A 26,218-nucleotide genomic window follows, 5' to 3' on the forward strand; every position below is an offset into this window, starting at 1 on the left:
GACCGGATACGCTGGCCAATGGTGGAGACAGCGACAGATCGACAATCCGTTTGATCGTCAGCAGACAGGAGTACCCCTCGTGACCGTCGTCGGGCCCTTCGGGCTGAGCGTGCGGGACCAGGCTCTTGAGGCCGATGTCCAGGCCGGGTTGGCGGCTGTCGAGGAGGGCCTGCTGGAGGCCACCAAGAGCGACGTGCCGTTCATCACCGAGGCCGCCCAGCATCTCGTCCGCGCAGGTGGCAAGCGGTTCCGGCCGCTGCTGGTGATGCTGGCCGCGCAGTTCGGCGACCCGCACACGCCGGGCGTCGTCCCCTCGGCCGTCGTCGTGGAGCTGACGCACCTGGCGACGCTGTACCACGACGACGTCATGGACGAGGCGGACGTGCGCCGCGGGGTGGCCAGCGCCAACGCCCGCTGGGGCAACTCCGTGGCGGTGCTCACCGGCGACTTCCTCTTCGCGCGCGCCTCGCACATACTGGCCGACCTCGGGCCGGAGGCCGTCCGTATCCAGGCCGAGGCGTTCGAACGCCTCGTGACCGGTCAGATCCTGGAGACGGCGGGCCCGCGGGACGGCCGCGACCCGATCGACCACTACCTGGACGTCATCGCGGGCAAGACCGGCTCGCTGATCGCCGTCGCGGGCCGCTTCGGCGCGATGATGTCCGGCGCCGACGAGACGACCGTCAACATCCTGACCCAGTACGGCGAACGCCTCGGCACCGCCTTCCAGCTCGCCGACGACGTCCTGGACATCGCCAGCGACTCCCACGAGTCCGGCAAGACCCCCGGCACGGACCTGCGCGAGGGCATCCCGACCCTGCCGGTCCTGCACCTGCGCGCCCTGGCCGACGGCGAGCACGGCACCGACAAGGACCGCGAGCTGCGCGACCTGCTGGCCGGCGACCTGACCGACGACGCCCGGCACGCCGAGGCGCTGGCCGGACTGCGCGCCCACCCGGCGCTGGAGCAGGCCCGCCGCGACACCGTGCGCTACGCGGAGGAGGCGCGGGCCACCCTCGCGCCGCTGCCCGAGTGCATGGCGAAGGCCGCGCTGGAAGGGCTCTGCGACTCGGTGGTGCACCGGGCGGGGTGACCTCCGGTAACCCTTAGGGGCCTCGGGGACCCGTCTCTGTCTTTGGTCATACCGGTTCCACCCTGCGGTCGCGCGGGGCTCATCCCACCGGAGTACGCGGAGTTGGCCCCCGGGGCTGACGCGCCAGGCTGGCCGGTTTGGTGGGATGAGGAGCACCACGCCGCGGCGGAACGGGTCACAATGAGCCCGGGAGTGGGACGAGTGCGTCGCGCAGCAGGCCGCCGCTTACGACGGAGGTAAGGCACATGCCACGGAACCAACCGGCACAGGTCACCGACGAATGGGACGGGGACGGGGGGCGCTCCGCGAAGCGCCGCAGAATGATGCGGTACGCCGTCCCGGCCGCCGTCGTGGGCATCACCGCGGCCACCATCGGGCTGGTCCCGGCGTTCGCCGGCGCCGGCTCCCCGGACCTGCCGAAGATCTCCGCGCAGGACCTGATAGCCAAGGTCGCCGCGTCGGACGTGCAGCAGTTGTCCGGCACGGTCCGTACCAACACCGACCTGGGACTGCCGTCCCTGTCGGGTGCCAGTGCCGGTACCTTCGGCAGCGGCTCGGCGGGCCAGGGCGGCAGCGGCTCGGGCGACAAGGACGGCAAGGGAGCCTCCGCGAGCCCGCAGAACCAGCTTATGGACCTGGCGTCCGGCTCGCACACACTGCAGGTCGCCGCCGACGGGCCGGACAAGCAGCGGGTCTCGGTCGTCGGCAAGGCCGCCGAGTACAACCTCGTGCACAACGGCCGTGACATCTGGGGCTACGACAGCAAGAGCAACACCGCGTACCACAGCACGGTCCCGGCCGAAGCGGGCAAGGACGGGAAGCACGGGTCCGGCAAGTCCGGCACATCCGGCGAGAGCGGCGACCTGAAGAACGCCACCCCGCAGGAGCTGGCCAAGAAGGCGCTCGACGCGGTCGGCGACAGCACCTCGGTGACCGTCGACGGCACGGCCAAGGTGGCCGGACGGGACGCGTACCAGCTCTCCATCAAGCCCAAGCAGGCCGGTTCCACGGTCGACTCGATCCGGATCTCGGTGGACGCCGAGACCGGCGTACCGCTGAAGTTCACGCTCACGCCCAAGGGCGGCGGCGCCGCCGCGATCGACGTCGGCTTCACCTCCGTCGACTTCGCCAAGCCCGCGGCCGGCACCTTCGACTTCAAGCCGCCGAAGGGCGCCGAGGTCGTGGACGGCGACAAGGCCCGCGCGCAGCAGCGCGCCAAGGGCGAGCGGACCGCCGAGGACCTCAAGGGCATCCTGGGGCAGTACGGCCTGGGCGGCAAGAACGCCGCGAAGGGCAAGGGCGGCGTCGACGTCATCGGCTCCGGCTGGACCTCGATCGCCCACGTCAAGGGCGTCGGCTCCGGTCTCTCCGCGGCCGGCGGCAAGGGCGCGTCCGGTGAGGCGGCCAAGCTGCTGGACAGCCTGGGCGAGAAGGTGGACGGGAAGTTCGGCTCCGGCCGGCTCTACAGCACCCGCCTGGTCAACGCCCTGGTGACGGACGACGGCTCGGTCTACGCCGGTGCCGTGGACAAGGAGTCCCTGATCAAGGCGGCCGAGTCCGCCACGTGACGGAAACGGCGTGGGGTGCGGCCGGCGGCCGCACCCCACGCCCGGGACAGGACCACCGGTGCGACCTGAGGCGTGACCACGGGCGTGACCACATGGGGGAGCCGATGACGCAGCCGTCCGCCGGGGACCGGGTGATCGAGACCCGGGGGCTGACGAAGACCTACCGCGGCGGACAGCTCGCCGTCGACCGCCTCGACCTCGCCGTACCGCGCGGCAGCGTCTTCGGCTTCCTCGGACCCAACGGCTCGGGCAAGACCACCACCATCAGAATGCTGCTCGGCCTGATCGAGCCGTCCGCGGGCGGCGCCCGGCTGCTCGGCGAGCCGATGCCGCGGGCCGCCCGCCGGGTGCTGCCCAGGGTCGGCGCCCTCATCGAGGGACCGGCGCTGTACGGCTTCCTCAGCGGGCGGGACAACCTCGTACGGTACGACGCGGCCGACCCGGCCACCGACCCCCGCACCCGCGCGCAGCGCGTGGACCACGTGCTGGAACGGGTCGGGCTGGCCGCCGCCGCCCGCAAGAAGGCACGCGCCTACTCGCTGGGCATGAAGCAGCGCCTGGGGCTGGCCGCGGCGCTCCTGCAGCCCCGTGAGCTCCTCGTGCTGGACGAGCCGACCAACGGCCTGGACCCGCAGGGCATGCGCGAGATCCGTACGCTCGTCAGGGAACTGGCGGGTGACGGCACCACCGTCTTCCTCTCCTCCCACCTCCTCGACGAGATCGAGCAGGTCTGTACGCACGCCGCCGTGATGGCCCGCGGCCGGCTCGTCACCCAGGGCACGGTCGCCGCGCTGTCCGCGGGCACCCGGGGGCGGCTGGTGGTCGGCACGCCCGACACCGCCGACGCGGCGCGGGTGCTCAAGGAGTACGGGGTGACCGACCTCGTGGTGGCGGAGGAACGGGTGACCGGGGATCTGCCGGCACCGGCCGGCGGGCCGCCCGACCTGGCGGAGGTCAACGCCGCGCTCGTACGGGCCGGGGTGCGCGTACGGGCCTTCGGCGTGGAACGGGCGTCCCTGGAGGACGTCTTCGTGGAGCTGACGGGGGAGGGCTTCGATGTCGCGGGTTGAGACGGCCGGGAGCGCGGAAGCGGCCGGGAGCGCGCGGGTCGGGAGCGCGGCCGTACGTCGCGCGCCGCGGCCGCTGTGGTCGCTCGGTCTGCTGCGCAACGAGATCGGGACGACCTTCCGGCGCTGGCGCACCCTCGCGCTGCTCGCCGTCCTCGCCGCCGTACCGGTCCTGATCGGTGTCGCCGTCAAGATCGAGACGAGTGGTGAGGGCGGTGGCCAGGGCGGATCCGGCGGCGCGGCGTTCGTCTCCCAGATCACCAACAACGGGCTCTTCCTGGTCTTCACCGCGCTCGCCGTGACCCTGCCGGTCTTCCTGCCGCTGGCGGTCGGCGTGGTCGCCGGGGACTCGGTCGCCGGTGAGGCGCACGCCGGGACGCTGCGCTATCTGCTCGTCGCACCGGCCGGGCGGACCCGGCTGCTGCTGGTCAAGTACGCGACGACGCTGACGTTCTGCCTGGTGGCGACGTTGGTGGTGGCGGTGTCGGCGCTGGTGACCGGCGCGCTGCTGTTCCCGGTCGGCGAGGTGACGCTGCTGTCCGGGACGACCGTGCCGTTCGCCGAGGGACTGCTGCGGGCGCTGGCGATCGCGGTCGTCGTGGCGCTGTCCCTGGTGGGGGTGGCGGCGATCGGCCTGTTCGTCTCGACGCTCACCAACAGCGGCATCGCGGCGATGGCCACCACCGTCGGCCTGCTGATCGTGGTGCAGATCCTCGACACCATCCCGCAGCTCCACGCGATCCAGCCGTACCTCTTCTCGCACCACTGGCTGTCCTTCGCCGACGTGCTGCGCGACCCCGTCTACTGGGACCAGCTCCAGAAGAACTTCGGTCTCCAGGCGGTGTACGCGGCGGTTTTCGGCTCCGCCGCCTGGGCGCGCTTCACGGCGCGGGACGTCACGGCCTGAGCCGCGCCGCCCCGCGCCGTACGGTCACGGGCCGCCGGTGCGGCCGGCCGTCAGAAGGTGAGCTTCCAACTGTCGAGGTAGCCGGTGTCCTGCGGGCCGAGGTCCTGCACCCGTAGCTGCCAGGTGCCGTCGGCCGTCTCGGCGGACGCGTCGACGGTGTATGTGGTGATCACGTTCGGCGCCGAGTCCGAGCCGCTGGAGTTCTTCAGCCGGTACGCCTGCCCACTCGGCCCCACGAGGTCGATGACCAGGTCACCGCGGTAGCTGTGCTTGATGTCCACCCCGACTTGGAGGGTGGCCGGGGCGTTGCCGGTACGGCCGGAGACCGTCACCGACGAGGTCACCGCGGCGCCCGCGTCCGGGATCTGCACGTCGTCGGTGTTCTCGAAGACGGTGCCGCCGGGCGGGGTCGTCGTACCGACGCCCAGCGTCCACACCGCGTGGGCGACGGCGTCGCTGTTGCGGTCCAGGGCGGTGTCGTTGATGTTCGACGAGGTGTCGCAGGAGCGGTGGTAGCAGCGGTCGAAGGGCTGGCCCGCCGTACCGCCCCACTTCTGCGCCTGGGCGGCCGTCTTGGTGTAGTCGGCGCCGGAGAACAGGCCGCCCACGGGGATGCCGACGTTCTTGAACGGCGCGTGGTCGCTGCGGCCGTCGCCCTCGGTCTCGATCTCCGTGGGGATGTTCAGCGAGGCGTAGTACGCCTTGAACACGGCCTCGATGGCGCGGTCGTCGTCGTAGACGAAGTAGCCGGGGTTGGGGGAGCCCACCATGTCGAAGTTCAGATAGCCGCTGAACTTCGACCGCTCCGTCGCGGCCAGCCGGCTCACGTAGTACTGCGAGCCGCGCATCCCCAGCTCCTCGGCGCCCCACCAGCCGAACCGCAGGTGCTTGGCGGGTTTGGCGCCCGTGCGGGCGACGGCCAGCGCGGTTTCGAGGACCGCGGCCGAGCCGGAGCCGTTGTCGTTGATGCCGGGGCCCGCGCTGACGGAGTCCAGGTGCGCGCCGGTCATCAGGACCTGGTTCGGGTCGCCGCCGGGCCAGTCGGCGATCAGGTTGTAGCCGGTGGTGCCGCCGGTGCTGAACTGCTGCACGCTGGTGGTGAAGCCCGCGGCGTCCAGCTTGCCCTTGAGGTAGTCGATCGAGGCCCGGTAGCCGGGCCGGCCGTGGGCCCGGTTGCCGCCGTTGGCGGTGGCGATCGACTGGAGCTGGCTCAGGTGCGCTTTGAGGTTGGCCAGCGGCAGGTCGGGGGCGGCGGCGGTGCTGACGGTGGGGGTGGCGGAGCGGGCGGCGGGCGCGGCGGTGGCCGCGCCGGCCGCCCCGGGTATCGCAACGATCAGGCCGAGTACGGCACCGGCGGCAGTCAGCCCGAGGCCACCGGGACCGCTGCCGCCGCTGCTGCCAGATCTTCGAAAACGCCTGGTCGTGCGGGGTCTTGCGGCATTCCATGACATGAGGGGTCTCCGGATTCCGAACGTGGAGTGAACGGACCGTGCATGGCGCGAAGCTGATGGTGGGCGCGCCACGCGCCGCTGGCAAGGCGGAATCCGGACACCCCGACCCGCATATCGTTCGGGCGGGTCAGCGCTTGGCGGCACCCACCTCGCGGGCGGTTTCCGGGGCTTCGGGCGCGGTCTGCTCCGCGGCGGCCGGGGTCAGGGCCGCGGCCGTCTCCCCGACCACTTCCCGGGCCGTCTTGCGGGCCGTGGCCAGCGCCGTACGCGCGGAACGGGCGGTGCGCACCGCGTCGTACGTCAGCACCACCAGCGCCAGCCAGACGAGACCGAAGCCCGCCCAGCGCTCCACCGGCATCTCCTCGTGGAAGACCAGCAGGCCGAGCGCGAACTGGAAGGTGGGCGCGAGGTACTGGAGCATCCCGAGCACGGTCAGCGGCAGCCGTACCGCCGCCGCCCCGAAGGCGATCAGCGGCAGCGCGGTGGCCACGCCGCAGCCCATGAGCAGCAGCATCTGGCCCACCCCGCCGGTCAGGAACCCGGCCTCGCCGCGTGCGCCGAGGAAGACCAGGATGCCGAGGGCGGGAAGGAACTGCATCGCCGTCTCGGCGCTGAAGCCTTCGATGCCGCCCAGCTTCACGCCCTTCTTGACCAGGCCGTACGTGGCGAACGTGAACGCCAGCGCGAGGGAGATCCAGGGCACCTTGCCGTACGCCACGGCCATCACGACCACCGCCGCGACGCCGACGCCCACCGCGGTCCACTGCAGCGGCCGCAGCCGCTCGCGCAGCACCAGGACGCCGAAGGCGATGCTGACCAGCGGGTTGATGAAGTAGCCGAGGCTCGCTTCGAGCACATGCCCGGCGTTGACCGCCCAGATGTACAGGAACCAGTTGACGGAGATGACCGCGGCGCAGACCAGCACCATGCCGAGCCGCTTGGGCTGCCGCACCAGCTCCCGTACCCAGGACCAGCGGCGTATCGCGGCCAGGATGAGGACGGCCACCGGCAGCGACCACACCATCCGGTGGGCCAGGATCTCGGTGGGGGCCAGGTCGCCCAGCAGATGCCAGTACAGCGGGAGGAGGCCCCACACCACGTACGCGGCGGTGCCGTAGACGAGTCCGGTGCGCTGTTCGTTCTGGGGTTGCAAGGGGCCCTCCGGAGGAATGCTGCTCCATCTGCGCCGGCGGTGGCACGGGTCGCGCTCCGAAGGTAACGCCGGACGGCCCGACTGTCATGTCCGTCCCGGGATACGGTCCTGACGGGGCGGGGTAGCGGTGCGGACCGGCCATCGCGTGGCCGAAAACGACGGTGCCCGTACGGGACGTCCGAAGACGCTCCGTACGGGCACCGGAAGGCCCGTGGCCGGCTGCTCAGCCGACCACCGTCCAGGTGTCGTTGCCCGCCAGCAGGGAGGCCAGGTCGCCCTTGCCCTTCTGCTCGATGGCGGTGTCCAACTGCTCACCCATGAGCGTGTCGTACACCGGGCGGTCCACGTTGCGCAGCACGCCGATGGGGGTGTGGTGCAGCGTGTCCGGGTCGGCGAGCCGGGACAGGGCGAACGCGGTGGTCGGCGAGGCGTTGTGCGCGTCGTGGACGAGCACCGCGTCCGCGCCCACCGTCGCCACGTCGACGACCTTCAGGTCGCCGGTGGCCGGATCGCGTACCACGCCCTTGGAGCCGAGGCCGTCCTCGGCGAGCGCGCCGAAGCGGATCGGCTGCCCGTGCTCCAGACGGATCACGGCCTCCTCGGCCTGCTGCTTGTCCTTGAGGACCTCGAAGGCGCCGTCGTTGAAGATGTTGCAGTTCTGGTAGATCTCCACCAGCGCCGTGCCCGGGTGGGCGGCGGCCGCGCGCAGCACGCTGGTCAGGTGCTTGCGGTCGGAGTCGACCGTACGGGCCACGAAGGACGCCTCCGCGCCGATGGCCAGCGACACCGGGTTGAAGGGCGCGTCCAGCGAGCCCATCGGCGTCGACTTGGTGATCTTGCCGACCTCGGAGGTGGGGCTGTACTGGCCCTTGGTCAGACCGTAGATCCGGTTGTTGAACAGCAGGATCTTGAGGTTGACGTTGCGGCGCAGCGCGTGGATGAGGTGGTTGCCGCCGATGGACAGCGCGTCGCCGTCGCCGGTGACGACCCACACCGACAGGTCACGGCGCGAGGAGGCCAGGCCGGAGGCGATGGCCGGGGCGCGGCCGTGGATGGAGTGCATCCCGTACGTGTTCATGTAGTACGGGAACCGGGAGGAGCAGCCGATGCCCGAGACGAAGACGATGTTCTCCTTCGCCAGACCGAGTTCGGGCATGAAGCCCTGCACGGCGGCGAGAACCGCGTAATCACCGCAGCCGGGGCACCAGCGCACTTCCTGATCGGACTTGAAGTCCTTCATGGACTGCTTGGCCTCGGCCTTGGGCACCAGCGAAAGCGCCTCGATCGTCGAGGTCCCCTCCGCGATCGTCTCAGTCATTGATGGCCTCCTTAAAGACCTCCGCAAGCTGCTCGGCCTTGAACGGCATTCCGCTGACCTGGGTGTACGAGCGGGCGTCGACGAGGTACTTCGCCCGCAGCAGCGTCGCGAGCTGGCCGAGGTTCATCTCCGGTACGACCACCTTGTCGTAACGCGCCAGCACCGCGCCGAGATTCCGCGGGAAGGGGTTGAGATGGCGCAGATGGGCCTGCGCGATCCGCCCGCCGTCCCGCCGTACGCGCCGGACGGCCGCGGTGATCGGCCCGTACGTCGAGCCCCAGCCCAGCACGAGGGTGTCGGCGCCCTGCGCGGCGGCGGCACCCTGGCCGTCCTGGACGGCCGCCTCCACCGTCGGGTCGTCGACCTCCAGGTCCGGCACCTCGACGCCGTCGACCTTCGCCTGGCGCGTCCGCACCATGAAGTCGTGGTTGGCCGGGTCGTAGGAGATGTTGCCCGTGCCGTCCTGCTTCTCGATGCCGCCGATCCGGTGCTCCAGACCCGGCGTGCCGGGCACCGCCCACGGCCGGGCGAGGGTCTGCTCGTCGCGCTTGTACGGCCAGAACACCTCGGTGCCGTCGGCCAGCGTGTGGTTCGTGCCGGACGCGAACTGCACGCGCAGGTCGGGCAGTTCGTCGACCTCCGGAATGCGCCACGGCTCGGAGCCGTTGGCCAGGTAGCCGTCGGACAGCAGGAAGACCGGCGTACGGTACGTCAGCGCGATGCGCGCCGCGTCCAGCGCCGCGTCGAAGCAGTCGGCGGGCGTCTTCGGCGCCACGATCGGCACCGGCGCCTCGCCGTTGCGCCCGTACATCGCCTGGAGCAGGTCGGCCTGCTCGGTCTTGGTGGGCAGACCGGTGGACGGGCCGCCGCGCTGGATGTCCACGATGACCAGCGGGAGTTCGAGGGAGACCGCGAGTCCGATGGTCTCCGACTTCAGCGCCACACCGGGGCCCGACGTGGTGGTCACCGCGAGCGCGCCGCCGAAGGCGGCGCCCAGTGCCGCGCCGATGCCGGCGATCTCGTCCTCGGCCTGGAAGGTCCGCACGCCGAAGTTCTTGTGCTTGCTCAGCTCGTGCAGGATGTCCGAGGCCGGCGTGATCGGGTACGAGCCGAGGTAGAGCGGCAGGTCGGCCTGCTGCCCGGCGGCGATCAGGCCGTACGACAGCGCCAGGTTGCCGGAGATGTTGCGGTACGTCCCCGTCGGGAACGCCTGGGTGGCCGGCGCGACCTCGTAGGAGACCGCGAAGTCCTCGGTGGTCTCGCCGAAGTTCCAGCCCGCGCGGAACGCGGCGACGTTCGCCTCGGCGATGTCCGGCTTCTTGGCGAACTTCTGCCGCAGGAACGCTTCGGTGCCCTCGGTCGGCCGGTGGTACATCCACGACAGCAGGCCCAGCGCGAACATGTTCTTGGAACGCTCGGCCTCCTTGCGGGAGAGCCCGAACTCCTTGAGCGCCTCGATCGTCAACGTCGTCAGCGGCACCGGGTGGACGTTGTATCCCTGCAGCGACCCGTCCTCCAGCGGGCTGACGTCGTAGCCCACCTTCGCCATCGGCCGCTTGGTGAACTCGTCCGTGTTGACGATGATCTCCGCGCCGCGCGGCACGTCCGCCAGGTTCGCCTTCAGCGCGGCCGGGTTCATCGCCACCAGGACGTTGGGCGCGTCGCCGGGGGTGAGGATGTCGTGGTCCGCGAAGTGGAGCTGGAAGCTGGAGACGCCCGGCAGGGTGCCGGCGGGGGCCCGGATCTCGGCGGGGAAGTTCGGCAGCGTCGACAGGTCGTTGCCGAAGGTCGCCGTCTCGGAGGTGAACCGGTCGCCCGTGAGCTGCATACCGTCACCGGAGTCGCCCGCGAACCGGATGATCACCCGGTCCAGGCGACGTACCTCTTTGCCGCCGTTCTTACCGCCGTCTGTACCGCCGTGTGTACCGCCGTTCTTCCCGCCGTCGGCGCCGGTCCCGGGAGCCTGCGGCTCCCGGGTGAGCGCTCCGTCGGCCTGCTCGGCTTGGCTGCTGACCTGGCTGGTCACTGCTTCGGACCTCCCTCGGGGCGGTGGCTCGGGACTCGTCGTGCCGACCGGTCGTCCCACGAACATCGTACGTGGGTAAGGGTCGCCTTCCCTGGGCCGATCACATGATGGACGCGGACGTGAGACAGCGTTCTGTCAACAATTGTCATGAAACAACCGCCCCCCGGCCCCCTTCTCCAAGACGCTCGCGTCTCGGCCTTTGGTTCTACTCCTCAGGTCCCGGACGGCCCACGGAGCCGCCCGCAACCTGCGTGACTGACAGCGTGTCGGTTTCTCAGGAGCCGAGATACCTGAGGACGGCCAGCACCCGGCGGTGATCCCCGTCACTCGGCGACAGTCCCAGCTTGAGGAAGATGTTGCTGACGTGCTTCTCCACCGCACCGTCGCTCACCACCAGCTGCCGCGCGATCGCGGAGTTCGTCCGCCCCTCGGCCATCAGCCCCAGGACCTCCCGCTCGCGTGGCGTGAGGTTCGCCAGCACGTCCTGCTTACGGCTGCGGCCGAGCAGTTGCGCGACCACTTCGGGGTCCAGCGCGGTGCCCCCCTCGGCGACCCGGACCACCGCGTCGACGAACTCCCGCACTTCGGCTACCCGGTCCTTGAGGAGATAGCCGACGCCGTGACTGGATCCCGCGAGCAATTCGGTCGCGTACTGCTCCTCCACGTACTGCGACAGCACCAGCACCCCCAGCCCCGGGTGATCACGCCGCAGCCGGACCGCGGCCCGCACCCCCTCGTCCGTGTGCGTCGGCGGCATCCGTACGTCCGCCACCACCACGTCCGGCAGCTCGTCCTCGGCCGCCAGCTCCCCGATGACCTTGATCAACGCGTCGGCGTCACCCACCCCCGCCACGACGTCGTGCCCACGGTCGGTGAGCAACCGGGTCAGGCCCTCCCGAAGCAGCACCGAGTCCTCGGCGATGACCACCCGCACCCTGTCCTCCACGGCTCTTCCCGCCCCCACAGTCTTGATATTTCCCCACCCTGCGCCCCCAGCATCCCAGCATCCGATCCCGCCCGCCCCCACCCGCCCCTAAACGACGGACACGACTCCGGACGGGGCCGGGGCGTCATTCGGGACCGGCCAGGGGCTGTGACGGGTGGGGCGGGCGGTGACGGGGGCTAATCCGGGCGGGGTGGGAGGGGGAGGGGACGGGAGGGGGAGAGGGAGCGGTTGGAGGTTGGGGCGAGTTGCGGTCCGGGCTGCTGGGCCGCTCGTGCCGCTCGAGCTGCTGGGCCGCTCGTGCCGACCGGGTTGCTGGGCCGCTCGTGCCGACCGGGTTGCTGGGCCGACTGGGCCGCCCGGACCGCCCGGGCTGCTGGGCCGCCCGAACCGCCCGCACCGTCCGTGCCCGACCGAACCGCCCGGACCACTCAGGTGGACCGGGCGCGGGCGGGTGGAACGGTCGGCCCGGCCCGGTCTGGTCCGGGCGGCCGGGTCAGGCGCGCCAGGGGAGGTCTGCCGTGATGTTGGTCGGGCCGCCCGGAGGAGAGTCGACGACCAGGAGGCCGTCGACCGCGCTGAGCCGCTCGGCCAGGCCCGCCAGCCCGCTGCCGGTCTCCGTGCTCGCGCCGCCCTGCCCGTCGTCCGAGACGAGCACCATGAGCCGGTCCGCCACCCGCCACACGTCCACGGAGGCGCCGGCCGCCCGGGCGTGCTTGGAGACGTTCTGGAGCAGTTCGGAGACGGTGAAGTAGGCGATGCCCTCGATGGCCGCGGCGGGGCGGTGGTCCAGGTCCACGGAGACCTTGACCGGCACCGTGCAGCGGGCGGAGAGGGCCGACAGGGCCGGGCCCAGCCCGCGGTCGGTCAGGATCGCCGGGTGGATGCCGCGCGCGAGGTCGCGCAGCTCCTGGAGGGCGATCTTCACCTCGCCGTGTGCCTCGTCCACCATCTTCGCGGCGGCCTCCGGGTCCTGCGCCAGCTTCTCCTTCGCCAGGCCCAGGTCCATCGCCAGCGACACCAGCCGGGCCTGCGCGCCGTCGTGCAGGTCCCGCTCGATGCGCCGCAGGTCGGCGGCGGCGGTGTCCACGACCACCCCGCGGTCCGTCTCCAGCTCCGAGACGCGCGTGGCGAGCAGGGAGGGGCCGAGCAGCCCGTGGACCAGGACGCGGTCCACGTGCGTCAGGCCGCGTATCAGCCACGGTCCGGCCAGGACCAGCAGCAGGCCGAGGCCGCTGGCTATCGCCATGCCGGGCGGGGAGTCCAGGTAGATGCCGTCTCCCCGGCCGTTGCCCCAGAGCTGGATGCCCGGCTGGTCGAGGTAGGCGGGGAACGTCCACTGCCACAGCGGGTAGAGGAGCAGGGACCAGGCCACCGACCAGAACGTCACCGCGAAGACGAAGGCGAAGACCGCCCACGGGAAGTGGAGTATCGAGTACAGGAGATGGCGCCAGGAGACACCGCTCTTGAGCACCGCGCAGACCCAGCTCATCATCCCCGGCTTGGCGGGGCGCACCGGCTCCGGGTGCTCCACGTCCAGATCCAGCAGCGCACGCGCCCGGACCCGCTCCAGATTTCCGAGCCCTCGGCAGCCGATCAGCGCGCCCGCGAGCACCGGTATCCCCAGGAACGTGATCAGCAGGCCCGCGCCGACCGAGACCATGGCGACGGCGTAGCTGAACATCACGCAGGCGACCGGGAGGCTCAGGAGGAGGTAGAGGAACTCCCGCCAGGTACGGCCCGCGAACGGGGCGCGCAGGGCGACGGGCACACGCGAGGTCGCCGGTGCGGGGGAGGGGGGGCGGTAGGCGGTGTCCATGGTCTCGTCGTCCGTTCTGCCAGGTCCGGGTCGGCCTGCTGCCGGCGCCGTTGTACGCCTCCGGCAGCGTCCAGCCGCTGCCGCGCCGTCAGACCCGCTGCATCCGGCTCTTCCGACTACCTCAAGCCTCCGCGCTCGCCGCCGTCCGCACCATGAGGGAAAGCGCAGTCTTCACCCTGGGGTTTTCCCCACCCCCGCCCCGCCCCCGCAGCCCGTACGGAGGCCGTACGGAGCCCGCACGGGCCGCGTAGTCAGCCGCCGGCGCCCACGCCGTTCCGCCGGCCTGCCCGCTCTCCCTCGCCCCGTTTCCGCTCGCCCCGCTGCCCCTTGTCCCGCCCGCGCGCCTTCCCGCCACCGCGCGCCGCCGCTCCCGCTCCGGCCCGCGCGCCCTTGCCCGCGCCCTGGCGACCGTCCTCGTCCCCCGCCCGGCCCCGCCACGGCAGCTCGGCCGTCACCCGCGTCGGCCCGCCGACCGGCGAATCGAGGACGAACACGCCGTCCACCGAACCCAGCCGTTCCGCGAGCCCGGCCATCCCGCTGCCGCCGTCCAGCCGCGCACCGCCCCGACCGTCGTCCTGAACCTGGATCAGCAGCCGGTCCTGGGCGCGCCAGAGCTCCACCCGCGCCGCCCGCGCGCCACTGTGCTTCGCGACGTTCTGCAGCAGCTCCGAGACGGTGAAGTAGGCGATGCCCTCGATCGCCGGCGCGGGCCGCTGCGCCACGTCCACCTCCACCGTGACCGGAACCGTGCAGCGACCCGCCAGCGAGGTGAGGGCCGGGCCCAGCCCGCGGTCGGTGAGGATCGCCGGGTGGATGCCGCGCGCGAGGTCGCGCAGCTCCTGAAGGGCGAGCTTCACCTCGCCGTGCGCCTCGTCGACCATCTGGGCCGCCGCGTCCGGGTCCTCCAGCAGCTTCTCCTTGGCCAGACCGAGGCCCATGGCCAGGGCCACGAGCCGGGCCTGCGCCCCGTCGTGCAGGTCACGTTCGATCCGGCGCAGGTCGGCGGCGGCGGTGTCGGAGACCGTCGCGCGGTCCGACTTCAGCTCGGCGATCCGCCGCTCCAGTTCGTCGGAGGGCGACAGCAGGCCGCGCACCATCATCCGGTCCACGTTGGACAGTCCGCGCGCGATCCAGGGCAGCGCGGGCCAGAGCAGGAAGAACGAGGCGATCGTCAGCGGGAAGGTCAGGATCGACCAGGGCAGCCGGATGAACGCGTACAGCGCGTGCCGCCACCCGACCGGGTCCTTCAGGCGCATCCACAGCCAGGCGAAGAAACCGTTCCCCGCGGTGTGCAGCGGGCTGGGCTCGTCCACCCGTACGCCCAGCAGGCGCCGTGCGCGGGCGCGCTCCAGCTTCCCGTACTGACGGCACACCAGGAGCCCCACCGCGAGCAGCGGCAGCCCCACGACGGTGACGGACAGCCCGATGCCCGCCACCAGCCAGACGGTCAGTACGGCGAAGGCCAGGACGCCCAACGGGAGGTCGGTCAGGAGGTGGACGACTTCCCGCCAGGTCGTGGCGGACAGCGCGGCCCGGGGCGGCGGCAGGGGATCGCCACCGTCGGGACGGTGGCCGTGACCGAAGGCGCCCGGCGCCGGTGCGGTCCCTCCGGAGAGGTGATCGTGGCGTCGGTCGTGAGCGGAAGGTGCGGTCATACGCCCTAGCTTGCCGGTCACCACCCGTGCCGACCATGGGGGACGTCGGTGACCGAAGGTGGGGTTTTCCTCACCCCGACGCCCCGGACCGCGGCGGTCACGACGGGCGCGGCTTGTGCGAAGGCGGACACGGCAGCTTGGATCTCCGACATGAGTGAGCACCAGCAGGGACCGTACGGGCAGCAGCCGCCCTACGGACAGCAGGCACCGAACGGACAACAACCGCCCTACGGGCAGCAGCCGCCCTACGAGGCGTACGGACAGGGCCAGGGACAGGGCCAGGCACCTGGTTACGGAGCACCTGGATACGGCGCGCCAGGACAGCAGGGGTACCCGTACGGAACCCCGCAGGCGGGCGGACCGCCCATAGGCATGCTGGCGGGCCAGGGGGCGCGGCTCGGGGCACGCGCGCTGGACGGGGTCTTCCAGGCCGTCGCGATCGTCGTCATCTTCGTGGTGGTCGGCATCGTCCAGGCCCTGCTGCCGCGCGGTGCCGGAGTGGGCATACCGACGGCCCTGGCCGGGATCGTCGGCGTCGTCGCGGTGCTGCTCTACGAGCCGTTCATGAACTGGAAGTACGGCGGCACGTTCGGCAAGCAGATCTGCGGCCTGCGGATCGCCCGGCTGAGCGACGGGTCGGCACTGACCTTCGGGCAGGCGCTGGGGCGTTGGGCCGTGGTGATCCCGATGGGATTCGTGCCGTTCCTGGGTCTGATCAACGTGCTGTGGTGCTGCTGGGACGAGCCGTTCCGGCAGTGCTTGCACGACAAGGTGGCCGGCACCGTGGTGGTCAAGCGCGGATAGTCGCAGGTCAGGAGCTGCTGGACCGGTAGCGGCCGGGCGGCCCGGAGGCTGTCGGCCCGAGGGCGGACACCCGGGGTGCGGCCGGGACAGACGGTCGGGGGCAGGCGGTTCCGGGGCGGGGGAGGCGAGTCGTATCGTGTCGCGGTGCGGTGGGGTGGGTTCCGGTTCTAGTACGGGGGCGTGGTCGGCATGGTGAACGCTGAGGCCGGACAGCGGGTGACGCTGCGACGGCTGGTGCTGGCGGGCGAACGGCGACGGGTCGACCTTGTGCTGCCCGCGCACGAGCCGATCGGCGCGCTGCTGCCCGAGATCCTGCGGGCGGCCGGTGACCGGGCGGCACACGAACCGCCGACGTGCCGTCTGGTGACGGCGGGCGGAGCCGTGCTCGCGCGGAGCGAGACGCTTGCTTCTGCGAACGTGGCGGACGGGTCCGTCGTGCGACTGGTACGGGAGCACGGTGCGGCCGAAGTCCCGGCCGGGCGGGGCGTGGTCGGCGAGACGGCGGGTGGCCGGGACGGGCGTGACGAACACGGTGGCCACGGCAGGGATGGCAGCGGTGGCGGCCACGAGGGCCGCGACGACCGTGGCGGGTACGTCCGGCAGTGGGACGAGGAGAGCCGGACAGGGGCGGCGGTCGTGGCCGCCGTGCTGCTCACGGTCGTCGTCGGCGTGTTCGCAGGCGACCGGTACGGGCTGGACCGGGCCGCTCTGTGGCTCGGCCTGGCCGCGGTGGCCGCGGCCGGAGCCGGTGCGGCGGCCGGCCTCCTGCTCCCCCGGAAGGCGACGGCTACCGCGCTGCTCCTGGTAGGCGGAACGCTCGGCGTGTTCGCCTCCTGGGGCGCGACGCCGGACGGCGCCCCGCGCCTGGCCGCTGCCGGGCTGACGGTGGCGGCCGTACTGGCGCTGCTCGGGCTCTGTACGGGCCTGGGGCGGGGCGGACTCGTCGGAGCGGCGGCCGTCGCGGTCGCGGCCGGCGCGTGGGCCGTCGGGCTGGCGGTCGCCGACCCGGCCCGTACCGGTGCCGTGCTGGGCGTGGTCTCGGTCCTCGTACTGGGATATCTGCCGCGGCTCGCGCTGGCGTCGGCCGGGCTGACGCGCCTGGACGACCGCCACTCCGGAGGCGCGCCGGTCAGCAGGTACCGGGCCGCGGCGGCCTTGGGTGCCACGCACCGCGGACTCACCCTGGCCGCCGTCACGACGGCCGGATCGGCCGGGGCGGCCGGGGTGCTGGCCGTCAGCGGCACCGGGGACGCGTCCGGAACGGCGGACGGCTGGACGGTGGCGGTCGCGCTGCTGCTGAGCGTCGTGCTGTTCTCACGGGCGCGGGCCTACCCGCTGGTCCTGGAGGTCATGGCGCTGCTGCTGGCCGGTGCGGCGGTCTGCGTACGGCTCGTCCTGCTGTGGGGGTCCGACGGCGGGAACCCGGCTGCCGCGCTGACCGTGCTGTGCCTGTTGGCAGTGCTGCCGCTGGCCGCCCTCGCGGTACGGCCGCCGGAGCACGTACGGCTGCGGGTGCGGCACCTGATGAACGTCGTCGAATCGGTGAGCGTGGTGGCGCTGATTCCGGTCGTCCTCGGGGCGCTCGGGGTGTACGGCGGTCTGCCGGACATGTTCTGACCAGCCGGCCGGCCGCCAAGGACCGGCCGGTCGACGAAAATGATCGGCCGCGACGGTCGGCCGGAGCGATCAGTCCGACCAGAAGGGGCGGCGGAGGGTTCATGTCGGGACAGACGGGGCAGTCAGGGCAGCCGGGGCAATGGGGTGCGGGGGAGACGGGGCAGGCGGGACAGGCAGGCCGGACGGGGCAGGGAGGGCCGTCGGGGCAGCCGGGGCCGGTGGTGCCGCCGATGCCTGGGTATGCGCCGGGGGCGAGTGGTGGGGGCGTGCCGGGAGGCGGCGCCGTCAACAGCGGGGCGGCGCCGACGGCTCCCGCCGGGGCGCACGGTGGCGCGCCTGCGGCGCCCGCGCCGGTGGTCGCGCCGTTGCCCGGGGGTGGAGCCGTACCCGCACCCGTACCCGCGCCCGTCATACCGGCGGGCCCGGTCATCCCCGCATCAGGTGTGCACCCGCAAATACATCAGCCGCACCACTCGTCCTCCGCCCTCACGCCCACCCCCGTCTCCGTCCCCGTCCTCCCGCCCGAGCTCGACGGTGTGCAGGCCAAGCCCCGGCACGGCGAGACCGTCGCCCGTAGGGCCGGGCGGGCGCTGCGGCGGGTGTTCGCCTCCTCGGCGGCGGCCGAGACCGAGGCCGTCACGCGCGCCGCGCACGCCATCCAGCAGCCCGTGACCACCGGCCGCCAGTTGGCTGTCTCCAGCATCCGCGGCGGTGCGGGCAAGTCCACGGTCGCCGCGCTGCTGGCCCTCACGTACGCGCACTACCGCTCGGACCCGGTGCTCGCGGTGGAGGCCGACCCGGCGCTGGGCACGCTGCCGCACCGGCTGGGCGTGCGGGAGGTGCGCTGGTCCGGTACCGATCTGGCGCAGATCGTCGACCCGTCCATGCTGATCACCGACCTGACCGGTTATCTCTTGCCGTTCACGGGCGGCGGCTGGCTGCTGCCCGGCAGTCAGGGCTCGATCGGCGCGCGGCTGGACCTCGACACGTACCGCATCGTCATGACCTCCCTGCGCCGCCACTTCGCGACCACGGTCGTGGACTGCGAGACGCTGCCGGCCGAGGTGGCGCGTACCGCGCTGGTCACCACTCAGGCGCGCGTCCTGGTGACGCCGGCGACCGTGGAGGGCGTACGGGCGACCAAGTCCGTGCTGGAGTGGATGGGCGGGGTGCACCGCGGGCTGCTGCCGACCGCCGTCGTCGTGCTCAACCACACGTCGCCCGACGGGGGCATCGACGTACGCAAGGCCGTCGAGCACCTGGGGGCGGGCGGCGCGGCGGTGCTTCCGCTGCCGTACGACCGGCATCTGGCGGGCGGCGGTGCCGTCCGTACGGAGCTGCTGGGCGAGCGGACGCGGGAGGCGGCGGCGCGGCTGGCCGCCGAGGTGATGGACCGTGCGGTCTCGCGCGGGCCGGGCGGCAGGCAGCGCGAGGGCGCACGCGAAGGCTGAGCCGCCGCGCGCGGGGCTGCCGGGACCTGCGAGGGGTCCTAGGCGCAGGGGCCAGGTGGGGCGAAGACGGGCCATAGCTGTCCGCCAGGTGACGCGACTGCTCACCTGGGGCGGGCCAGGGCCTAGACTCCCGTGCGTACAGATCGTCGAAGTCGTTGAACAAGAGCAGTCAGGGAGCGAGGGCGGACGTGCCGGACGCGACCGTACGCACCAGCCTTGCCGCGGACTATTTCCAGGGGTACTCGGTCGTCGGGCTCATCGCCGTGATCGGCGTGCTCTTCGTGGCCGTGGCCTTCGGTGCCGGGCGGCTGCTGCGGCCCGTGGTGCCCACCCCGGAGAAACTGCTCACCTACGAATGCGGCGTGGACCCGGTGGGCGAGGGCTGGGCACACACCCAGGTCCGCTACTACGTCTACGCCTTCCTCTACGTGATCTTCGCCGTCGACTCGATCTTCCTGTTCCCCTGGGCGACGGTCTTCGCCGCCCCCGGTTTCGGCGGCGTCACGCTGGTGGAGATGTTCATCTTCCTCGGCTTCCTCGCCGTCGGCCTGCTCTACGCATGGAAGAAGGGCGTCCTGGAATGGACGTGACGAACGCGAGGCCGGCCACCGCGACGGGCACCGAACTGCCCGTCGTGTCCGCCGGCGGCACCGTCGAACGACGCCGGCTGGGCCCGCTCGCCCGGCTGGCTCCCGAACCCATGAAGGTGGTCCTGAACTGGGGCCGCCGTTACAGCCTGTGGGTCTTCAACTTCGGGCTCGCCTGCTGCGCGATCGAGTTCATCGCCGCGTCCATGGCGCGGCACGACTTCATCCGGCTGGGCGTGATCCCGTTCGCGCCGGGCCCCCGGCAGGCGGATCTCATGATCGTCTCCGGCACGGTGACGGACAAGATGGCGCCCGCGGTCAAGCGGCTGTACGAGCAGATGCCGGAGCCGAAGTACGTCATCTCCTTCGGCGCCTGCTCGAACTGCGGCGGGCCCTACTGGGACTCGTACGCGGTCACCAAGGGCGTCGACCAGATCATCCCCGTCGACGTGTACGTACCGGGCTGCCCGCCCCGGCCCGAGGCGCTGCTCCAGGGCATTCTCAAGCTCCAGGAGAAGATCGCCCGCGAGTCGCTGGGCGAGCGGTACGGGGCGGCGGGCAACGGCGCCGCGCCGTCGGCTGCCGCGCTGCGCAGCGGGCTGGTGACGCCGCCTGCGCCGGGGGCGGAGGCCGAGGCGGGGCCCGGGGCCAAGACGTCCGGAGACGAAACCGACACCGGCGGCGGTAAGCCGCAGGGAGCGGGGGACCAGTGAGCGACGAACAGCCTCCGGTCCCGCCGGCCGAGGAGACGCCCGCCGAAGCCGACGGGCCGTCGGCCGGGACCGCCGAGTCGCCGGCCGGGCCGACCGGGACCGCCGAGCCGGCCGAGGCGCCGCCCGAGCCGCCCGTCGGGTGGCTGCCCGGTTCCGCCGCCGACCTCTTCGGCCCCGGCGCGACCGCCGACGAGGCGTACGACCTGCTGACCGTCGACGTACCCGCCGACGCCTGGATCCCGGCGCTCACCGTCGCCCGCGACGACCTCGGGTGCAGCTACTTCGACTGGCTGAGCGCCGTCGACGAGCCCGGCACCGGCTTCCGCGTCTGCGCCCACCTCGCCGACATCGCCCGGCCCGGCCGGGTACGACGCCTGGTGCTGCGCACCACCGTCCCGCACGAGGCGGCCGTCCTGCCCACCGCCACCGAGGTGTACGCGGGTGCGGGCTGGCACGAGCGCGAGACGCACGAGATGTTCGGCGTGGACTTCACCGGCCACCCGTACCTGAAACCCCTGCTGCTCCCCGAGAACTTCGAGGGCCACCCGCTGCGCAAGGACTTCGTGCTCGCCGCGCGGGTCGCCAAGGCGTGGCCGGGCGCGAAGGAGCCGGGCGAGTCCGAGCACGGCGGGCCCAAGCGCCGCCAGATGCTGCCGCCCGGCGTGCCCGACCCGAACGAGTGGGGGCCGCTGAAGGGCCAGCTTCCGCCTGCTCCGGCCCGGCCCGCGCGTGGTGCGCGTGCGGCCGGTGGGGCCCGTGCGGCTGCCGGAGCCGCGGGGGAGCGGCCTGCCCGCCGTACGCGTACGGCGGGTGCGGGCTCGGCGAGCCAGCAGAGCGCCGCGGACAGCGCGCGGACACCGGCCACGGACGCGGGGGCCTCCGCCGCGTCCCCGGCGGCCGCTCCGGCTTCGACCTCGGCCCCGGATTCGGCCCCGGCCGCCCGGCCGGAACGCCCTGCCCGCCGGACGCGCAGCGCCAGCCAGGGCTCGGCCAGCCAGCAGACGGCCGCCCAGCAGGCCGGACAGCCGTCCGACAAGGCGTCCGACGAGGCATCCGGCCCGGCGACCGGCAAGGCATCCGGCCCGGCGCCCGCCGCCACCGGCTCCTCCGACGCCCCGTGGCACCACGCCCGCCCCGCGTTCGAGGACGAGCCGAAGACCGGTGAGAAGCGTGCGCCCGAAGCCGCGCCCGCACCCGCCCCTGAGGCCGCGCCCGAAACCGAGGCCGAGCCCGCCCCCGCCTCCGAAGAACACCCCGCCCCCGAACAGAAACCCGCCTCCCCGGAGAAACCCGCCTCCGAAGACACCCCCGAGCCCCCCGCCACCACCACTGGTGACGGCACCGGCACCGGCCCCATCGACGCAGCGGAAGAAGGCGGGACCAGACCATGAGCGACGCCCTCGACATCGCCCTGCGCCTGATCGCCGTCTTCGTCGCCTTCCTGGTCTTCCCGCTGGTCATCGGCCAGACCGAGCACAAGGTCATGGCCCATATGCAGGGCCGCCTCGGCCCCATGTACGCGGGTGGCTTCCACGGCTGGGCGCAGTTGGTCGCCGACGGGGTGAAGTTCGCGCAGAAGGAGGACGTCGTCCCGGCCGGTGCCGACCGGCGGATCTTCCAGCTCGCGCCCGCCGTCGCGCTCCTGCCGTACCTGCTCGTGCTGGTCGCCATCCCGCTCGGCCCGGACAACGCGGTCGGGCAGTCGCTGGACGCGGGCATCTTCTTCGTCCTCGCCGTGATGGGCGTCGGCGTCCTGGGCTCGCTGATGGCGGGCTGGGCGTCGGCCAACAAGTTCTCGCTGCTCGGCGGGTTGCGTACGGCCGCCCAGTTGCTCGCGTACGAGCTGCCGATGCTGCTCGCCGCGGCGTCCGTCGCGATGGCCGCCGGAACGCTCTCGCTGCCCGGCATCCTGGACGCCTTCCACTGGTGGTGGGTGCCCTGGCAGATCGTCGGCGGCCTGGTCTTCTTCACGGCGGGGCTGGCCGAACTGCAGCGGCCGCCGTTCGACATGCCGGTCGCCGACTCCGAGATCATCTTCGGTGCGTACACCGAGTACACCGGGCTGCGCTTCGCGCTGTTCCTGCTCGCCGAGTACGCGGGCATCCTCGTCCTGTGCGCCCTGACCTCCGTCCTCTTCCTCGGCGGCTGGCACGGACCGTTCGGCGCCGACGGGCTCGGCTGGCTGTGGACGCTGCTGAAGACCGCGGTCCTCGCCTTCGGCGTGATCTGGCTGCGGGTCAGCTACCCGCGGCTGCGTGAGGACCAGTTGCAGAAGCTGGCCTGGACGGTGCTGATCCCACTGGCCCTCGCCCAGATCGCCCTCACCGGCGTCGTCAAGGTGGTGATCTCGTAATGGCACCGGAGAATCCGGCGAAGAAGTCCGGCCGGCCCGGCAGCGGCCTCGCCAAGGGGCTGGCCGTGACCCTCCGTACGATGACGAAGCGTTCGGTCACCGAGCAGTACCCGGACGTCCAGCCCGAACTGGCCCCGCGCACCCGAGGTGTGATCGGGCTGTTCGAGGAGAACTGCACGGTCTGCATGCTGTGTGCGCGCGAATGCCCGGACTGGTGCATCTACATCGACTCCCACAAGGAGACGGTGCCGCCCGCCGCGCCCGGCGGCCGCGAGCGCAGCCGTAACGTCCTGGACCGCTTCGCCATCGACTTCTCCCTCTGCATGTACTGCGGTATCTGCATCGAGGTGTGTCCGTTCGACGCGCTGTTCTGGTCGCCGGAGTTCGAGTACGCCGAGACCGACATCCACAACCTCACCCACGAGCGGGACAAACTCCGCGAATGGATGTGGACGGTCCCGGAGCCGCCCGCCCTCGACCCCGCGGCCGAGGAGCCCAAGGAGATCGCCGCGGCCCGCAAGGCCGCCGACAAGCTCGCCGCGCAGGAAGCGGCCGAACGGCAGGCCGCGCAGCAGGCGGCCGGGGAAGCAGCCCCGAACACCGCCCAGGAACAGGAGGGGGAAGCGTGACGCTCGCCGCCGCAAGCCACGGTTTCCTCTCCCCGACCGGGGTCGAGATCGCCTTCCTCCTGGTCGGCCTCGTCACCCTCGGCGCGGCCGTGGTCACCGTCACCACCAAACAGTTGGTGCACGCCGCCCTGTGGCTGGTGGTCGCCCTCGGCGGTATCGCCGTGGAGTACCTGCTGCTGACCGCGGAGTTCATCGCCTGGGTGCAGGTCCTGATCTACGTCGGGTCCGTCGTCGTGCTCCTCCTGTTCGGACTGATGCTCACCAAGGCGCCCATCGGCCGCTCCGAGAACGCCGACTCGGGCAACCGCTGGGCCGCGATCGCCGTGGCCGCCGCCTCCGCCGCCGCGCTGGTCTGGGTCGTCGTGGACGCGTTCCGTACGACCTGGATCGACCTGGACGGCACGGTCCAGGGCTCCACCGAAGCCTCCGGGCGCAGCCTGTTCCAGTACTGGGTGCTGCCGTTCGAAGCGCTCTCCGTCCTCCTTCTCGCCGCCCTCGTCGGCGCGATCGTGCTCTCCCGCAAGAACGACGACCGGGGGCAGGCCGGAGACCGGACGCGGACCGCCGACCGCGCGCGACCCCGCGACCCCGCACGCACCCGAGAGGACCGAGGCTGATGCATCTCGCCTATCCCGCCGTCCTCGCCGTCCTCCTGTTCTGCGTCGGCCTGTACGGCGTCCTCGCCCGCCGCAACGCGATCCTCGTCCTGATGTCGGTCGAGCTGATGCTCAACGCCGTCAACCTGAACCTGGTGGCCTTCGACGTCTGGCTGCGCGACAAGCTGCACGCCGGCCAGGCCCTCACCCTCTTCACCATCGCCGTGGCCGCCGCCGAGATCGGCATCGGCCTGGCGATCGTCCTGCTCGTGTACCGCAACCGCGGCAGCTCCGACGTGGACCGCCTCCGCGACCTCGCCGAGCGCCCGGACGGCAGCGACCCGAACGACGACACCACCGGCGGCGCGGACGGTGCCGCCGGCCGGCCGCGGCCGGACCACCGGGCGGAGGCCGCCGCGTGACGACCACGACCACCGCCGTACTCGTACCCCTCCTTCCCTTCCTCGGCGCCCTCGCGGGCCTCCTCCTCGGCCGCCGGGCGCCCGGCTTCGTGCGCCCGCTGGCCATCCTGCCGACCGTCGCCGCGGCCGCCCTGGCCGTCGTGGTGGCCGTCTCCCAGGGCGGTGGCGCCGGTGCCGGGAAGGCCCCGGTGGACGCCGCGACCCGGCTCACCCCGACCGGCTCGGTCCCCGTCGACCTCGCCCTGCACATCGACGGCTTCGCCGCCCTCGTCGCCGTCCTCGTGGCCGTCGTCGCCTGCTGCGTGCAGATCTACTCGACCGGCTACCTGCGCGACGACCCGCGCTACCCCTCCTACGCCGCCCTGGTCTCCCTCTTCACCGCCGCGATGCTGCTGGTCGTCTACTCCGGCGACCTGATGGTGCTGCTGGTCGGCTGGGAGATCATGGGCATCTGCTCGTACTTCCTGGTCGGCCACTACTGGGAGACCGAAGCCGCCCGCTCCGCCTCCCTCAAGGCGTTCCTCGTCACCAAGCTGGGCGACGTCCCCTTCCTCTTCGGCATCTTCGCGCTCGCCGCCGACGCCGGTACGTTCCGCATCACCGGCATCCTCAAGACCGTGGCCGTCGGCGGACTGGACCACCCGACGCTCATCGCGCTGCTGCTCCTGGCCGGTGTCGCGGGCAAGTCCGCGCAGTTCCCGCTGCACACCTGGCTGCCCGACGCGATGGCCGGCCCGACCCCGGTCTCGGCCCTCATCCACGCGGCCACCATGGTCGCCGCCGGTGTCTACTTCGTCGCCCGTCTCCTCCCCGTCTTCGCGGCGTCCGCCGCCGCGATGGTCGTGCTCGCCGTCATGGCCGCGGTGACCATGGTCGGCTCCGGTCTCGCGGCCCTGGCGCAGGACGACATCAAACGCGTCCTGGCCTATTCGACGGTCGGCCAGCTCGGCTACATGACCGGCGCCCTGGCCGTCGGTGACCGCGGCGCCGCCGTCTTCCACCTCCTGTCGCACGGCGCGTTCAAGGCCCTGCTCTTCCTCGCCGCCGGTGTGGTCATCCACGCCGCCGGCACCAACTCGCTGGCCGCCATGTCACGGATGCGCGGCCTGGCCCGGCGCATCCCCGACGCCTACTGGACGATGACGGTCGCGCTGCTCGCCCTGGCCGCCATCCCCCCGTTCGCCGGCTTCTTCTCCAAGGAAGCCGTCCTGGGCGCCGCCGAACACGCCGCCACCGGCCACGCGACGGCCTCCGGCACGCTCGCCGCCGTCCCCACGGCGGCCGGCTGGACCGTCCTGATCGCCGGCCTGCTCACCGCCCTCCTCACCGCCGGATACGCGACCCGGCTGTGGCTGCTGGCCTTCCACGGCAAGGGCCCGGAACCCGCCCCCGACCACGGCAGGCAGCCGGTCGTCATGAACGCCGTGCTGTGGGTGCTGTTCGTCCCCACCCTCGCGCTGGGCCTCGCCACCCCCGTCCTGCCCGACTGGTTCGACGGCCGCTCGCTGACCCCGACCCTGACCACCTCCGTCCTGGGCACCGGCGTCGCCCTCGTCGGCGCCCTGGTCACCTACGGTGCCTGGCGGCACACCACCGCTCTCGCGGCGCGCGTCCCGCTCGGCGCGGTCGCCGTGGACCCGGACGCCGCCCCCGCGGACTCCGAGGAGCGCGCCATCGCCACCCACGCCGCGGCCTACGGCGACAACGCCGGCGCCCCGGACCCCGCCGACCCCGGCCGGCTCCTGCTGGGACCGCTGCACCGTCCCGCCGCCGTCGGCTTCCACCTCGACGCCCTCTACACCGCCCTGTTCGTGCGGCCGGTGCGGGCCGCCGCCCGGCTCGTGCGCTTCCTCGACCGCGAGGTCGTCGACACGTACGTCCACGGCGCGGGCACCGCCTCCCGCTGGCTGGGAGCCGCCGTCCGCCGCGCCCAGACCGGCAATGTGCAGACCTACCTGGGCGCGCTGCTCGCGGGCTCGCTCGTCCTGGCCGTCGCCGTCGTCCTCGTCGCTACGGGCACGGGAGCCTGACCGTGAATCACACCGC

At 72.5% G+C, this 26,218-nt stretch carries 22 protein-coding genes; 15 read left to right on the forward strand and 7 right to left on the reverse strand.

Going from position 1 to position 26,218, the window contains the following annotated elements:
- Window positions 1-79: 79 nt before the first annotated feature.
- The 4 genes from EJG53_RS22395 to EJG53_RS22410 all read left to right on the forward strand — a co-directional run bounded on the left by EJG53_RS22395 (window position 80) and on the right by EJG53_RS22410 (window position 4,635).
- A complete protein-coding gene (locus EJG53_RS22395) occupies window positions 80-1,093 on the forward strand; it encodes a polyprenyl synthetase family protein (RefSeq protein ID WP_031002941.1) in 1,014 nt (337 codons plus the stop codon).
- 245 nt (window positions 1,094-1,338) lie between these two features.
- Window positions 1,339-2,661: a LolA family protein gene (locus tag EJG53_RS22400; protein ID WP_125046289.1), complete on the forward strand. Its 1,323-nt coding sequence runs from the start codon at window positions 1,339-1,341 to the stop codon at window positions 2,659-2,661.
- A 104-nt stretch (window positions 2,662-2,765) separates the two neighbouring features.
- Window positions 2,766-3,731, forward strand: coding sequence for an ABC transporter ATP-binding protein (locus EJG53_RS22405; RefSeq protein WP_174856443.1), 966 nt, complete (start codon window positions 2,766-2,768; stop codon window positions 3,729-3,731).
- Complete coding sequence (locus tag EJG53_RS22410) at window positions 3,718-4,635, forward strand: ABC transporter permease (RefSeq protein WP_125046291.1); 918 nt, start codon at window positions 3,718-3,720, stop codon at window positions 4,633-4,635. Before EJG53_RS22405 ends, EJG53_RS22410 begins: the two co-directional genes overlap by 14 nt.
- Window positions 4,636-4,685: 50 nt before the next feature.
- Here EJG53_RS22410 and EJG53_RS22415 read toward each other — a convergent pair whose 3' ends face one another.
- The 7 genes from EJG53_RS22415 to EJG53_RS22445 form a co-directional block, all read right to left on the reverse strand.
- Window positions 4,686-6,086, reverse strand: coding sequence for a M28 family metallopeptidase (locus EJG53_RS22415; protein WP_244955280.1), 1,401 nt, complete (start codon window positions 6,084-6,086; stop codon window positions 4,686-4,688).
- A 127-nt stretch (window positions 6,087-6,213) separates the two neighbouring features.
- Window positions 6,214-7,239, reverse strand: a complete 1,026-nt coding sequence (gene rarD, locus EJG53_RS22420) for an EamA family transporter RarD (RefSeq protein ID WP_125046292.1) — start codon at window positions 7,237-7,239, stop codon at window positions 6,214-6,216.
- Between the two features lie 223 nt (window positions 7,240-7,462).
- The gene (locus tag EJG53_RS22425; RefSeq protein WP_125046293.1) at window positions 7,463-8,557 is read right to left on the reverse strand and encodes a 2-oxoacid:ferredoxin oxidoreductase subunit beta; all 1,095 of its coding nucleotides are present in this window, start codon (window positions 8,555-8,557) and stop codon (window positions 7,463-7,465) included.
- Window positions 8,550-10,583, reverse strand: coding sequence for a 2-oxoacid:acceptor oxidoreductase subunit alpha (locus tag EJG53_RS22430; protein WP_125046294.1), 2,034 nt, complete (start codon window positions 10,581-10,583; stop codon window positions 8,550-8,552). The genes EJG53_RS22425 and EJG53_RS22430 overlap by 8 nt, the downstream gene beginning before the upstream one ends.
- Before the next feature lie 274 nt (window positions 10,584-10,857).
- On the reverse strand, window positions 10,858-11,517 hold the full coding sequence (locus tag EJG53_RS22435; RefSeq protein WP_280526816.1) for a response regulator transcription factor: 660 nt from the start codon (window positions 11,515-11,517) through the stop codon (window positions 10,858-10,860).
- A gap of 505 nt (window positions 11,518-12,022) precedes the next feature.
- A complete protein-coding gene (locus tag EJG53_RS22440; protein ID WP_125046296.1) occupies window positions 12,023-13,345 on the reverse strand; it encodes a sensor histidine kinase in 1,323 nt (440 codons plus the stop codon).
- Between the two features lie 251 nt (window positions 13,346-13,596).
- Complete coding sequence (locus EJG53_RS22445; protein ID WP_125046297.1) at window positions 13,597-15,000, reverse strand: sensor histidine kinase; 1,404 nt, start codon at window positions 14,998-15,000, stop codon at window positions 13,597-13,599.
- Window positions 15,001-15,150: 150 nt separating this feature from the next.
- Between EJG53_RS22445 and EJG53_RS22450 the strand changes: the two genes are divergently transcribed.
- The 11 genes from EJG53_RS22450 to EJG53_RS22505 all read left to right on the forward strand — a co-directional run bounded on the left by EJG53_RS22450 (window position 15,151) and on the right by EJG53_RS22505 (window position 26,202).
- Window positions 15,151-15,804: an RDD family protein gene (locus EJG53_RS22450; RefSeq protein ID WP_244955281.1), complete on the forward strand. Its 654-nt coding sequence runs from the start codon at window positions 15,151-15,153 to the stop codon at window positions 15,802-15,804.
- Between the two features lie 189 nt (window positions 15,805-15,993).
- Window positions 15,994-17,421, forward strand: a complete 1,428-nt coding sequence (locus tag EJG53_RS22455; protein WP_125046298.1) for an EsaB/YukD family protein — start codon at window positions 15,994-15,996, stop codon at window positions 17,419-17,421.
- Window positions 17,422-17,651: 230 nt separating this feature from the next.
- Entirely contained in the window at window positions 17,652-18,872 is a 1,221-nt protein-coding gene (locus EJG53_RS22465) for a hypothetical protein (protein WP_244955282.1), read from the forward strand.
- Between the two features lie 188 nt (window positions 18,873-19,060).
- The gene (locus tag EJG53_RS22470; RefSeq protein WP_031002969.1) at window positions 19,061-19,462 is read left to right on the forward strand and encodes an NADH-quinone oxidoreductase subunit A; all 402 of its coding nucleotides are present in this window, start codon (window positions 19,061-19,063) and stop codon (window positions 19,460-19,462) included.
- Complete coding sequence (locus tag EJG53_RS22475) at window positions 19,453-20,172, forward strand: NADH-quinone oxidoreductase subunit B (protein ID WP_244955283.1); 720 nt, start codon at window positions 19,453-19,455, stop codon at window positions 20,170-20,172. Before EJG53_RS22470 ends, EJG53_RS22475 begins: the two co-directional genes overlap by 10 nt.
- A gap of 143 nt (window positions 20,173-20,315) precedes the next feature.
- Entirely contained in the window at window positions 20,316-21,563 is a 1,248-nt protein-coding gene (locus EJG53_RS22480; protein WP_244955655.1) for an NADH-quinone oxidoreductase subunit C, read from the forward strand.
- Window positions 21,560-22,525 (forward strand): complex I subunit 1/NuoH family protein, encoded by a 966-nt coding sequence (locus EJG53_RS22485; protein ID WP_031002976.1) that lies wholly within the window; start codon window positions 21,560-21,562, stop codon window positions 22,523-22,525. Before EJG53_RS22480 ends, EJG53_RS22485 begins: the two co-directional genes overlap by 4 nt.
- The gene (locus tag EJG53_RS22490; RefSeq protein WP_125046301.1) at window positions 22,525-23,154 is read left to right on the forward strand and encodes a NuoI/complex I 23 kDa subunit family protein; all 630 of its coding nucleotides are present in this window, start codon (window positions 22,525-22,527) and stop codon (window positions 23,152-23,154) included. The genes EJG53_RS22485 and EJG53_RS22490 overlap by 1 nt, the downstream gene beginning before the upstream one ends.
- On the forward strand, window positions 23,151-23,771 hold the full coding sequence (locus EJG53_RS22495) for an NADH-quinone oxidoreductase subunit J family protein (RefSeq protein ID WP_125046302.1): 621 nt from the start codon (window positions 23,151-23,153) through the stop codon (window positions 23,769-23,771). The genes EJG53_RS22490 and EJG53_RS22495 overlap by 4 nt, the downstream gene beginning before the upstream one ends.
- Window positions 23,771-24,172, forward strand: a complete 402-nt coding sequence (gene nuoK, locus EJG53_RS22500; protein WP_125046303.1) for an NADH-quinone oxidoreductase subunit NuoK — start codon at window positions 23,771-23,773, stop codon at window positions 24,170-24,172. The genes EJG53_RS22495 and nuoK overlap by 1 nt, the downstream gene beginning before the upstream one ends.
- Window positions 24,169-26,202 carry an NADH-quinone oxidoreductase subunit 5 family protein gene (locus EJG53_RS22505; protein WP_125046304.1) on the forward strand — a complete coding sequence of 678 codons (2,034 nt, stop codon included), beginning with the start codon at window positions 24,169-24,171 and terminating at the stop codon, window positions 26,200-26,202. The genes nuoK and EJG53_RS22505 overlap by 4 nt, the downstream gene beginning before the upstream one ends.
- Window positions 26,203-26,218: the final 16 nt, after the last annotated feature.

The organism is Streptomyces chrestomyceticus JCM 4735, from assembly GCF_003865135.1.
Classification (GTDB): domain Bacteria; phylum Actinomycetota; class Actinomycetes; order Streptomycetales; family Streptomycetaceae; genus Streptomyces; species Streptomyces chrestomyceticus.